This window comes from Corallococcus aberystwythensis (genome assembly GCF_003612165.1).
Lineage (GTDB): Bacteria > Myxococcota > Myxococcia > Myxococcales > Myxococcaceae > Corallococcus > Corallococcus aberystwythensis.
In genome coordinates this window covers 1-12116 of the sequence record NZ_RAWK01000004.1, presented here as the reverse complement: position 1 = coordinate 12116, position 12116 = coordinate 1, and the positions used below count along the sequence as shown (strand labels likewise).

Here is a 12116-nt window from a genome sequence, read left to right as displayed (position 1 = left end):
CGCCCCGCAACGAAGAACCCCGCTCCCTCCTTCGAGGGGGCGGGGTCCGTGAACCACGTCACCGGCGAGCGGCGGCTACTTGTGCGCGTTCAGGTCCGCCTCGGACGGAGGCGCCTTGTCGGCGGGCACGTCGAAGAAGGCGCTGGGGCTGGACGCGCGCGTCGGCGACACGCTGTTGTCCAGCGTCTCCGGCACGGACGGCAGGGCTGCCTGCGCCGCCTGCACCTTGGCGGCGGACTCGGCCTTGAGCTTCGCGTTCTTGCGGCGGCGGTACAGGAAGTAGCCCACCGCCAGCACCGCCAGCGTCCCCATCACCACGACCTGGCCGTCCTTCAGCTTGCGGATGACCATGTCCAGCTCTCCACCGAAGTGGAACCCGAGCCACACGAACACCGGCGCGGACAGGAGCGCCGCCAGCCCGTCCCAGAAGATGAAGCGCCAGTAGGACATGTGCACAGAGCCCGCGGTGAAGTACGTCACCGCGCGCACGCCCGGCATGAAGCGGGCGATCATCACGATCTTCTGGCCGTGCGTGACGAAGAGCGACTCCACCTTCGCCCGCTTCTCCGGCGTGACGATCTTGGAGAAGAACCCCCCACCCTTCGCCCCCGGGTCGCGCCCCAGCCGTGTGCCCAGCCGGCGCCCCGCCAGGTAGATGAGGCTGTCACCCACCAGGATGCCGAAGAACCCCACCGCCATCATCACCGGCAGGTCGGCCGCGCCCTTGTGCGCCAGGAACCCACCCAGGATGAGCGAGATGTCCTCGGGCAGCGGTACGCCCAGGCCGCACGCCACCAGGATGGAGAACACGGACAGGTAGGCGAAGAGGCCCTGGGAGTCACCGAGCAGGTTGGTAAGCAGTTCTTCCACGCGTCGTTCCGTCCAATCGCTTCCGAAGGGCCGCTCGGCAACCACCCGGGCCGGCCCGTCCATTACCCAGCCAACAACCGGGTATGGCAGTTGAAAACTCCGGCCGCCCAGCTTCCCACCTCAAGCGCCCGAGACCCATCACGAAAGCCTTCGGCCTGTTGTCCACCCACACCTACGGTGTGCGACAGCCTGGAAGCCCGGGGGGGCTCCAGGCGAGGACAGTAACCACCAGCGGTGCGGGAGGCAGGGCCCTTTGCGCTTCTGGCCTTCCGGCAGGAGCCCCGCGCGGCCTGTCCGACAGTCGGTCAGGTGCCCGGGGCCCGCGCCACCAGCGTGCGCAGCATGTCCCGGTTGTCCCGGGCCTTCGCGCCGAAGTGGCTGACGATGCCCATCAGCAGCTTGATGCAGGCCTGCGGCTTCGCCGCGAGCAGCTTCTGGAAGTCCGCCGCGCGGATCTCCAGCGCCATCACGTCCGTCTGAGCCGTGGCGGAGCACAGCCGCTCGCCCTTCTGCACGAGCGCCAGTTCGCCCAGGGGCTCGCCGACGGTGACTTCCCCCAGGGGCACGTCCTCGCCCGACGGGCTCCGGGCGCTCAGCCGCACGGTGCCCTCGCCCACGATGAGGAGCGAGTCCCCCGGCTTGCCCTCGGTGAACAGCGCCGTCCCCTTGGGGAAGGCGCGCGACACGGCCGCCGCCGCGAAGATGGAGATGCCGGTGTCGGTGAAGCCCTTGAAGAGCGGACAGGCCTTCAGGGTCGTCTCGGGCACGAGAGCCATGGGGTGTTCCTAACACGCACAACGTGACCGCGTCAGCGGCTGGCGCGGTGCTCGGCGGCGGTGTGCACGTAGTGGAGGGCGGACTGCACCAGGAACTCGCGCTCGCCGTCGTGGATGGGGCGCTTCACCTTGCCGGGCGAGCCCACCACCAGCGAACCCGGGGGAATCTTCGTCCCAGGCGTCAGCAGCGTGCCGGCGCCGATGATGCAGTCGTCGCCCACCTCCACGCCGTCCATCAGGATGGCGCCCATGCCCACCAGCACCCGGTTGCCCACGATGCACCCGTGGAGGATGACCCGGTGGCCCACCGTGCAGTCGTCGCCCACCGTCGTGGAGTCACCCTGGCTGGTGACGTGCACCATGGTGAGGTCCTGGATGTTGGTGCGCTTGCCGATGCGGATGGAGTTCACGTCCCCGCGCAGCACGGAGTTGAACCAGATGGACGAGTCCTCGCCCAGCTCCACGTCGCCCACCACCTGGGCGGAGTCCTCGATGAAGCAGCTCGGATGGACGCGGGGGGAGACCCCGCGAAACGGCTTCAACGGCATGGTGGCACCTCCGACGGCGAAACGACGGCGGAAGCGTCAGGCCTCCGCCGGGACATGCAGCGGCACGGGCAGCTCCACCGGCAGCGGCGCCACGGTGGGGGCCTTCAGCACGGCCACCTGCTTGCCCGCGAGCTGGTTGGGCGTGGCGCGCTCCACGTGCACCGTCACGACGGAGCCCGCCGGAGCGTCGCCCTCGAAGTTCACGGTGCGGTTCTCCGGCGTGCGGCCAAAGCGCTTGGTGGCGTCGTAGCGCGAGGGGCCCTCGACCAGGACCTCCACATCCAGGCCCACCTGCGACTGGGTGTACTCGCCGCTGATGCGCCGCTGGACCTTCTGCAGCCGCTCCAGCCGGGCCACCTTCACCTCGTGCGGGATGGGGCCCCAGTCCTTCTCGCGCAGCGCGGCGCCCGTCTTGGGGCGCGGGCTGTACACGAAGGAGAACTGGTTGTCGTACTTCACCCGCTCGGTGAGCTGGAGCGTCATCTCGAACTCTTCCTCGGTCTCTCCGGGGAAGCCCACGATGATGTCCGTGGTGATGGCGATGCCGGGGCGCGCGGCGCGCAGCTTCTCCAGCCGCTCCATGTACTGCTCGACGGTGTAGTCGCGGCGCATCATCTTCAGGATGCGGTCGCTGCCGCACTGCACGGGAAGATGGAAGTGCGGGGCGATCTTCGGCTGCACGCGGAAGGCCTCAATCAGCTCATCCGACAGGTCATGCGGGTGGCTCGTGGTGAAGCGCACGCGCTCGATGCCCGGCACCTCCGCGGTGCGCAGCAGCAGCTGCGCGAAGCTGATGCCGCCCTGGTACGAGTTGACGTTCTGGCCAATGAGCGTGACTTCGCGCACGCCCACGCCCGCCAGGTCCGCCACCTCGTTGAGCACCTCCGGGAAGTTGCGGCTCACCTCGCGGCCACGGGTGTGCGGGACGATGCAGAAGGAGCAGACGTTGTCGCAGCCCTTCATCACCGTGACGAACTCGGACACCTTGCCGCGGGACGTCTCCGCGTCGGCGCGCGGGAAGACGTACTCCTCGGAGTCCACGAAGGCCGTCTCCACCACGCGCTCGCGGGCGTCCTGCACGCGGGCGATGACCTCCGGCAGCTTCGCGATGTTGTCCGGGCCGAAGACGAAGTCCAGGTAGGGCACCTTCTTCAGCAGCTTGTCCTTCTCCTGCTGGGCCACGCAGCCGCCCACGCCCAGGATGGCGCCGCGGCTGGCCTTCACCGCGCGGTAGCGTCCCAGCGCGGACAGCATCTTGTCCTCGGCCTTCTCCCGGATGGAGCAGGTGTTGAGGATGATGAGGTCCGCGTTGTCCGCCTCGGGCGTGGGGACGTAGGACATCTTCGACAACGCTTCGCTCATGCGGAGCGAGTCGTTGACGTTCATCTGACAGCCGAAGGTGTGGATGAAGTAGCGCTTCATGGGTGGGCCTTGAAGGAAAACGGGCCGTTATGCGACGCCCGGACGCGGAATGCAACCGGGCGGACACTCCAGGTCATCCCCGGCTGAGCACCTTGGTGAGCCGGGTGTGCAGCGCCACCACCTCCGCCTCGCGCTCCCGGAGCAGGGCCACCGTCTCCACCCCGTAGCGCCGGCCCAGGGCGTCCGTCTCGCGCTCCTGCTTCACCAGCTCGTTTCGGACGCGCTTCTTCACCTCGTCCACCTCCGGGCCGGAGCGGGACTCCAGCTCCGTCAGCTTCGAGCGCAGCCGCTGCACCGTCCACCGCCGCCCACCGAAGGCGCGGAGCACGGCGCTCCCCCACTCCGCCGCCTTGACGTCCAGGCCGCTTGTCTCCAGCGCCGCCTTCGCCGCGAGGGCCATGGCCTCCGGGCCGGCGTCCGCCTCCACGTGCGTCAGGAAGGTCTCCTGGTAGCGGACCAGCTGGTCGAGCAGCGCCTTGTCCACCGGCCGGGACGCCATGCGCAGCGTGCGGTCGTCGGCGGCGTCGAAGTCCGGACCGGTCTCCACGTTGGGGACGTCCTGGTAGTCGTCGAAGAAGGACGGGGCCATGGGGCTCCTCTGCTTTGAAAGCGGGTTTTCAGACGGGGACGAGCTGTTCCGCGATGCGGGCCAGGTCCGACACGGAGGTGACGACCACGGCCTGGGTGCAGTGCTTCTCGTAGGTGAGCATCTCGCTGTCGCCGATGCCCCAGTTGCCCCGGTCCTCGGGGCAGATCCACAGCACGCGCTTGGCCTTGCGCTTCAGGTCCTTGAGGGCCCAGGCGTTGCTCGCGTTGTAGTTGTTGCGGCCGTCGCCAATGATCATCACCGTGGTGCGGCGCGTGATGCTGCCCAGGTGGTCGCGCGTGAAGTCCGCCAGCGCACGGCCGTAGTTGGAGTTCGCGCTCATGGACACGGTGCGCCCGGCGGTCGCCGCGTCAATGGCCTCGCTCACGTCCAGGTCCTTGAAGAACTGCGTCACTTCCCCCACGTCGGACACGAAGACGAACGAGCGCACGCGCACGAACAGCGACTGGAGCGTGTGCATGAACAGCAGCATCATCCGGGACGCGTTGCGCACGGAGTCGGACACGTCGCAGAGCACCACCAGCTCCGGGCGCTCCGGCCTGCGGGTGCGGAACACGGGCACCATGGGCACGCCGTCCCAGGGCATGTTCCGGCGCAGGGTGCGCTGCGCGTGGAGCGACCCGCGGCGGTGCGAGCGCTGCTTGCGGATCATCCGGCTCTTGAGCTTCTCCGCCATCGTGCGGACGGCGGCCTCCATCTGGTCCACCTCCGCCTGCGTGAGCAGGTGCAGCGGCTTCTCCGTGACGGAGTCCGTGCGGCGGCGGATGCGCGCCTCGGACTGGCGCTTCACCTCCGCGCGAGCGGCCTCTTCAATCTTGCGCATCGCCGCGGCCACGTGGCGCGAGACGATCTCCACACCCTCGGTTTGCAGCCCGCGCGCCTTGAGCTCGTCCTCCAGCGACTTCAAGTCGGAGCGCGCCCGCTCCATGCCCGCGCCCGCGAGCAGCCGCCGCGTGAAGAACCCCGTCTGCAGCGGGCTCTCCAGCTGCCCCAGGTCCAGCTGGAGCGACGCCTGCCGGAAGATCTGCGCCAGCCGCGCGCGGTCCCCCGCGAGGAGGGCCTGCGCCAGCGGGGACATCTCCGGGGCCAGGAGGTTCATCTGGTAGATGACCATCTTCAGCAGGTCGCCTTCCAGGTAGCCCTCTTCCTCCAGCTGCTTCGCCAGCGATGCGTCGATGGCCTCGAACGTGCTGGCCGCGCCGGAGAAGAAGAAGTCGAACGCGCGGCGGAACGTCTCCACGTCCAGTTCGCGCTTCACCAGCGTGGTGCGCAGCACGGAGCGGAACAGCGCCCGGTCCTGCACGCCCACCTCGGCGGTGGCGCGCAGGGCGTCCTGCACCTCGGACGTGCTGACGCGGACGCCGTTCTGGCGGAGCACTTCGACGAACTCGACGATGCGGGCGTCCATGGCGCGTCAGGCTCCCCGTTCGAAGGACATCACCGCTTCCACGTGGTGCGTCTGCGGGAACATGTCCACCACCTGGAGCGCCACGGGCTTGTAACCGGCCTCCACCAGCCCCGCCGCGTCGCGCGCCAGCGAGGCCGGGTCGCACGCCACGTACACGACCCGCCGCACGTTCAACGCACGCATCCACTTCGCCAGGCCCGGAGCCCCGGCGCGCGGCGGATCCGCGAGGCACAGGTCGAACGAACGCCCCTCCGCCACCAGCCCGTCGCACACCTTGCGCGCGTCACCCTGGATGAAGCGCACGTTGGCCACCCCACCCTCGCGAGCACTCCGCTGCGCCAGCTCCACGCCCACCGGGGACGACTCCACGCCCAGCACCGGCCCGGCCGTGCCGGCCAGGGGGAACGTGAAGTTGCCGTTGCCGGAGTACAGCTCCAGCACGGAGTCCGTCTCCTTCGCGCCCAACTCGTACAGGGCCGCGGTGACGAGCCCCACGTTGGCCTCCGCGTGCGCCTGGGCGAACGCATCCGGCCGCAGGTACACCGGCACCTCGGGGCGCAGCGGGGACAGCGAGCGCAGCACCGGCCGGCCAATCAGCCGCGCCGAGCCCTCCTTCGGCACCAGCACCGCGCCCTCCAGCCGCAGCGCGCGCACCGCGGCCTCCGCCGCCTCCAGGTGCCGCGCCGTCACCGGGCCGCTCAGGTTCACCGCGAACGCGGCCTTGTCGCCCTCGGCCAGCAGCAGCACCTCCTCGGTGTCCTTGGCCAGCGGCTTGAGCAGCGGGGGCAGCTTCCCGGGCAGCGCCATGAGCACGGGCGTGAGCGCGGGGCAGACGTCCACCGGGATGCGCTCATGCGTGCGCCGGCCGAAGTAACCGAGCGCTCCCTTCCCCACCCCGTGCAGCACCGCGCGGCGACGGTAGCCCCAGTCCCGAGGCGCCACCATCAACGGCCGCACGGCGAAGTCCGAGCGCTTCAGGCGCCCCAGGTGCTCCAGCGTGGACAGGACGATCTCCTGCTTCGCGGACCGCTGCGCGGGCACTGACAGCTCCAGCCAGTCACAACCGCCGCACGCGTCGGAGTACACGCAGCGCGACACCACGCGCTCCGCGCCGTCCGTCAGCACCTGGCCCAGGAGGCCGCGCAGCACCTTCCCCTGGACTTCCAGGTGGACGCGCACGGTATCGCCGGGGAACGCGCCGGGGACGAAGACGGTGCGCCCCTCCCATGAGGCCACGCCCTCCCCGAGCTGGCCCAGCCGTTCAATCGTCAGTTCAATGGGGGCTTCGGGCAGCGTCGTCATCGCAGGCGCACTCGCGGGGGCGGCCTGGGTGGGGCCGCGCTACTTCCGGGTCGCACTGCCACGCTCGTCCGCCGGCAGGGCTTCCCGCAGGCGCTCCACGAACGCTTCGATGCGCGACCGCTTCTCGTCGTCAACGTCCAGGAACTCCACCGCCATCCCCGGCACCTCGGAGCCCGGGGTCCCCTGGGCGTTGGTGCGGGTCACCTTCCCCGACAGGTCCACCGGGAAGCTGGCCCCCGGCAGCGACACCAGCAGGCGCACCACCGTGCCCACCGGCAGGGGCTGCTGCGTGTTGATGTAGAGCCCGCCGCGCGACAGGTTCACCGCCCAGTCCGTCACGAAGCCCGACACCGTGCGGTACGCCACGGGCAGCTCATGGTCGATGCGGTGCGCACGAGGCGCGGGGACGGGCTTCTCCGAAGTGTCGGCCATGAGGTGCTCCGTTCTCCGGGAGAGGGGGCTTCCGTCTCACTCGGAGAGACGGAAGCGCACCCTAGCACCCTACTTCAGGCCTGGAACTTCATCTCGCGCAGGTCGGGCGCGATCTTCAGCTTCGGCTCGGTGAGCTGCTGCACCCGTTCCACCGTCAGTCCGGGCGCCAGCTCCCGGAGGACCAGGCCTTCGGGCGTGACGTCGATGAACGCGTGGTCCGTGACGATGTGGTGCACGCACTTGAGGCCCGTCAGCGGCAGCGAGCACTTCTTCAAGATCTTCGGCTGCCCGTCCTTGTTGGCGTGCTCCATGGCCACGTAGATGCGCTTGGCACCCACGGCCAGGTCCATGGCGCCGCCCATGCCCTTCACCATCTTGCCGGGGATCATCCAGTTGGCCAGGTCACCCTCTTCGCTGACCTCCATGGCGCCCAGCACGGCCAGGTCGATGTGGCCGCCGCGGATCATCCCGAAGGACAGCGCGGAGTCGAAGAAGGCGGAGCCCTTCACCACCGTCACCGTCTCCTTGCCCGCGTTGATGAGGTCCGGGTCCTCGCTCCCCTCGTCCGGGTAGGGCCCGATGCCGAGCAGGCCGTTCTCCGACTGGAGCACCACCTCCACCCCGGGCGGGATGTAGTTGGGCACGAGCGTGGGGATGCCGATGCCCAGGTTGACGTAGAAGCCGTCCTTGAGCTCCTGGGCGATGCGCTGCGCGATCTGTTCACGAGTCAGGGGCATGGCTCAGGACGCCTTCTTGCGGACGGTCCGCCGCTCAATCCACTTGTGGAGGTTCTTCGCCTGCACCAGCCGGTGCACGAAGATGCTCGGGATGTGCACCTGGTCCGGGTCCAGCTCCCCCGGCTGCACGATGTGCTCCGCCTCCACGATGGTGACCTTGGCGGCCATGCACATCATGGGAGAGAAGTTCCGGGCCGTCTTGTGGAACACCAGGTTGCCCCAGGTGTCCGCCTTCCACGCGTGGATGATGGCGAAGTCGGCCTTCAGCGGCGTCTCCAGCACGTGCAGCCGCCCGTCGATGATGCGCGACTCCTTGCCCTCGGCCACCTGGGTGCCCGCGCCCGTCGGCGTGAAGAACCCGCCGATGCCGCAGCCCCCGGCGCGGATGCGCTCCGCGAGCGTGCCCTGCGGGTTCAACTCCACCTCCAGCTCGCCGGAGAGGAACTGCCGCTCGAACTCCTTGTTCTCCCCCACGTAGCTGGCGACCATCTTCTTCACCTGCTTGTTCTGCAGGAGGACGCCCAGCCCCAGCTCCGTGGTGCCGCAGTTGTTGGAGATGATGGTGAGGCCCTTCACGTTCTTCTTGTGGAGGGCCGTGATGAGGTTCTCGGGGTTGCCGCACAGCCCGAACCCACCACTCATGAGGGTGATGTTGTCCGGGATGTCGGCGACCGCCTCATCCGCGCTCGAGTAGACCTTGTTCATGCGGGCCGTGTCCTTTAGCGCTCGACCATCAGCGCGATGCCTTCGCCGCCGCCGATGCAGAGCGACGCCACGCCGCGCTTCTTGTCCTGGTCCTTCATCGTCTGGAGCAGCGTGACGAGCACGCGAGCGCCGGACGCGCCAATCGGGTGGCCGAGCACCACCGCGCCGCCGCGCACGTTCACCTTGGACGGCTCCAGGCCGAGGATGCGGTTGTTGGCGATGGACACCACGGAGAAGGCCTCGTTGATCTCCCAGAGGTCCACGTCCTTGGCGGTGATGCTCTGCTTCTTGAGCAGCGTGTTGATGGCGTCCGCCGGCGCGATGGTGAACTCCACCGGCTTGCGGGCGGCCTGCGCGTAGCCCTTGATGCGGCCCAGGATGGTGCGGCCCTCCGCCTTCGCCCGCTCCTCGCTCATCAGCACCAGCGCCGCGGCGCCGTCGTTGATGGAGGACGCGTTGGCGGCCGTCACGGTGCCGTCCTTCTTGAACACGGGCTTGAGGCCCGGGATCTTGTCCGGCTTGGCGTTCTTGGGGCCCTCGTCCTCGGAGACGGTGGTGAACTCATCCGGCTTCTTGCCGGGAATCTGCACGGGGACGATCTCCGCGGCGAACAGGCCTTCCTTCTGGGCCTGGATGGCGCGGCGCGTGGACTCCAGCGCGAACTCGTCCTGCTGCGCGCGGCTGATGTCCTGCGTGGTGGCACAGGCCTCCGCGCAGATGCCCATGTGGACGTTGTCGTACACGTCCCAGAGGCCGTCGTGGATCATCGCGTCCTTGAACTCCACGTTCCCCATGCGCGAGCCGCCGCGCATGGTGTGGCTGATGTAGGGCGCGTTGGACATGGACTCCATGCCGCCCGCGACGACGACGTCCGCGTCACCCAGGGCGATGGACTGCGCCGCGGCGATGACCGTCTTCAGGCCGGAGCCACAGACCTTGTTGAGGGTGACGGCCGGCACGGACTCCGGGATGCCCGCGAAGATGGCCGCCTGACGGGCAGGCGCCTGGCCCACGCCGGCCTGGAGGACGTTGCCCATGATGACCTCCTGCACGGCCTCCGGCTTCACTCCCGCGCGCTCGAGCGCCGCCTTGATGGCGATGGCGCCCAGCTGGGGGGCGGTGAGCTTGGACAGCGCTCCCTGGAAGGAGCCGATGGGGGTACGGGCCGCGCCCACGATGACGACTTCACGAGCCATGGAACTGTCTCCTTGAGAGGGAACCGAAAGCTGCCGGGAAAGCTTGGATGCGACTTATCACCGCCGGTTTCGGGCGAATCAAATGGAAACGGCCGGGCTCCCGCTGGGGAACCCGGCCGCTATTCACGTCAGGACGTTGGGCTGATTACTTCTTCAGCTTGGAGGCCATGACGTCGCCCAGGCGGGCCTTGGACCCCTCGGCCTGCTTGCGCAGGTACTCGCGGTAGTCCTCGCCCTCGCCGATGAGCGCCTTGATGGACAGCGCCACCTTGCGGTCGGGGGTGTTGATGTCGATGAGCTTCACCTCGACATCCTGGCCCTCGCTCACCACGTCGCGGGGGTTCTCCACGCGCTCTTCCTTCAGCTCGGAGACGTGGACGAGGCCCTCGATGCCCGGCTCGATCTCCACGAACGCGCCGAAGTCGGTGACCTTGGTGACCTTGCCCTTCACGCGGCTGCCCACGGGCAGGCGCTCGGACAGCGTCTCCCAGGGGTCCGGCTGGAGCTGCTTGATGCCCAGGCTGAAGCGCTCGTTCTCGACGTCGATGTTGAGGACCACCGCCTCGACCTCGTCGCCCTTCTTGAACATCTCGCCCGGGTGCTTGATGCGCTGGGTCCAGGAGATGTCGGACACGTGCACCAGGCCGTCCACGCCCTCCTCGACGCCGACGAACACGCCGAAGTCGGTGACGTTGCGGATCTGGCCCTTGATGACGGAGCCGATCGGGTACTTGTCCTCGAGCAGCGTCCAGGGGTTCTGCTCGATCTGCTTCATGCCCAGCGCGATGCGCTTGGCCTTCGGATCGATGTCGAGGACGACGGCCTCCACCGTCTGGCCGACCTCCAGGATCTTGGACGGGTGCTTGAGGCGCTTGGTCCAGGACATCTCGGACACGTGCACCAGGCCCTCCACGCCCTGCTCGATCTCGATGAACGCGCCGTAGTCCGTGATGGACACGACCTTGCCGGCGACGCGGGTGCCGACGGGGTACTTCTCGTCGGCGCGGTGCCACGGGTCCTCCTGGATCTGCTTGAGGCCCAGGCTGACGCGCTCCTGCGTGGGGTCGAACTTGAGGACGACGACGCGCACTTCGTCACCGACGTTGAACATCTCGCTGGGGTGACCGATGCGGCCCCAGGACATGTCGGTGATGTGGAGCAGACCGTCGATGCCGCCGAGGTCGATGAAGGCGCCGTAGTCCGTGAGGTTCTTGACCACGCCCTTGAGGACCGCACCCTCCTTGAGGTTCTTGAGGGTCTCCTTCTTCATCTCCTCGCGCTGCTTCTCCAGCAGCACGCGGCGAGAGAGGACGATGTTGCCGCGCTTCTTGTTGAACTTGATGACCTTGAACTCGAATTCCTTCGAGATGTACTGGTCAAGGTTGCGCACAGGGCGGATGTCGACCTGGGAGCCGGGGAGGAACGCCTTCACGCCGATGTCGACGGAGAGGCCGCCCTTCACGCGTCCGACGATGGTGCCCTTGACGATCTCATCACGCTCGCAAGCGGCGGAGATCTCGTCCCAGATGCGCATCTTGTCGGCCTTCTCCTTGGAGAGGACGACCATGCCGGTGTCGTTCTCACGGCTCTCCAGGAGGACCTCGACGGGGTCGCCGGCCTTGACCGTGACTTCCCCGCGGGGATTGGTGAACTCGGAGATCGGGACCTGACCCTCGGACTTGTAGCCGATGTCCACGATCGCGAAATCCTTCGTCACCTGCACGACCGTGCCCTTGACGATCTCGCCTTCCTTCAGGATTCCGTCGCCGCCACGCTCCTTGAGCGAGGCCTCGAACATCGCCGCGAAGTCTTCGTCACCGCCGTCGATCTGCTGGTTCACGTTCTGCTGCATGAAGTGGAAGTCCTTGGAACGGTACAACTGCCCCCTGTTGAGATGGGTGCGCGGCCGCCTGCGGGGAGCGACGGGAAACCGCGATTGTCCCTCGAACAGGGACGCAAGGCTGGTTGGAAGCCGCGCACCCTAGACACCTGAGTTTCCGGGAGTCAAGCGGGGCACAGCGCCAAGTGGTGATCCGTGTTCTATGAACACCCGGGCGGCGCCGCACCTCTGGTGCCTGCCGGGGCCCCCCTGCCCGCCCGCCCTATGTGGGAC

General features: G+C 68.3%; 12 protein-coding genes. All 12 read right to left on the bottom strand.

Features of this window, described 5'->3' with window-relative positions; genetic code table 11:
- Positions 1–75: 75 nt before the first annotated feature.
- The 12 genes from D7W81_RS01290 to D7W81_RS01235 all read right to left on the bottom strand — a co-directional run bounded on the left by D7W81_RS01290 (position 76) and on the right by D7W81_RS01235 (position 11855).
- Positions 76–870, bottom strand: a complete 795-nt coding sequence (locus tag D7W81_RS01290) for a DedA family protein (protein ID WP_120553467.1) — start codon at positions 868–870, stop codon at positions 76–78.
- Between the two features lie 305 nt (positions 871–1175).
- Positions 1176–1646, bottom strand: a complete 471-nt coding sequence (locus D7W81_RS01285) for a cyclic nucleotide-binding domain-containing protein (protein ID WP_120553466.1) — start codon at positions 1644–1646, stop codon at positions 1176–1178.
- A gap of 32 nt (positions 1647–1678) precedes the next feature.
- Entirely contained in the window at positions 1679–2194 is a 516-nt protein-coding gene (locus tag D7W81_RS01280; RefSeq protein WP_120553465.1) for a gamma carbonic anhydrase family protein, read from the bottom strand.
- A 36-nt stretch (positions 2195–2230) separates the two neighbouring features.
- Entirely contained in the window at positions 2231–3616 is a 1386-nt protein-coding gene (miaB, locus tag D7W81_RS01275) for a tRNA (N6-isopentenyl adenosine(37)-C2)-methylthiotransferase MiaB (protein ID WP_120553464.1), read from the bottom strand.
- Positions 3617–3689: 73 nt separating this feature from the next.
- Positions 3690–4205 carry a hypothetical protein gene (locus D7W81_RS01270; RefSeq protein WP_120553463.1) on the bottom strand — a complete coding sequence of 172 codons (516 nt, stop codon included), beginning with the start codon at positions 4203–4205 and terminating at the stop codon, positions 3690–3692.
- Positions 4206–4233: 28 nt separating this feature from the next.
- Positions 4234–5631 (bottom strand): VWA domain-containing protein, encoded by a 1398-nt coding sequence (locus D7W81_RS01265; RefSeq protein ID WP_120553462.1) that lies wholly within the window; start codon positions 5629–5631, stop codon positions 4234–4236.
- A gap of 6 nt (positions 5632–5637) precedes the next feature.
- The gene (locus D7W81_RS01260; RefSeq protein WP_120553461.1) at positions 5638–6933 is read right to left on the bottom strand and encodes a class I SAM-dependent RNA methyltransferase; all 1296 of its coding nucleotides are present in this window, start codon (positions 6931–6933) and stop codon (positions 5638–5640) included.
- Between the two features lie 39 nt (positions 6934–6972).
- On the bottom strand, positions 6973–7365 hold the full coding sequence (locus D7W81_RS01255; RefSeq protein WP_120553460.1) for a TIGR02266 family protein: 393 nt from the start codon (positions 7363–7365) through the stop codon (positions 6973–6975).
- Between the two features lie 74 nt (positions 7366–7439).
- The gene (locus D7W81_RS01250) at positions 7440–8102 is read right to left on the bottom strand and encodes a CoA transferase subunit B (RefSeq protein ID WP_120529113.1); all 663 of its coding nucleotides are present in this window, start codon (positions 8100–8102) and stop codon (positions 7440–7442) included.
- Positions 8103–8105: 3 nt separating this feature from the next.
- Entirely contained in the window at positions 8106–8807 is a 702-nt protein-coding gene (locus tag D7W81_RS01245) for a CoA transferase subunit A (protein WP_120553459.1), read from the bottom strand.
- 14 nt (positions 8808–8821) lie between these two features.
- A complete protein-coding gene (locus D7W81_RS01240) occupies positions 8822–10003 on the bottom strand; it encodes a thiolase family protein (RefSeq protein WP_120553458.1) in 1182 nt (393 codons plus the stop codon).
- 145 nt (positions 10004–10148) lie between these two features.
- On the bottom strand, positions 10149–11855 hold the full coding sequence (locus D7W81_RS01235; protein WP_120553470.1) for a 30S ribosomal protein S1: 1707 nt from the start codon (positions 11853–11855) through the stop codon (positions 10149–10151).
- Between the last annotated feature and the right edge of the window lie 261 nt (positions 11856–12116).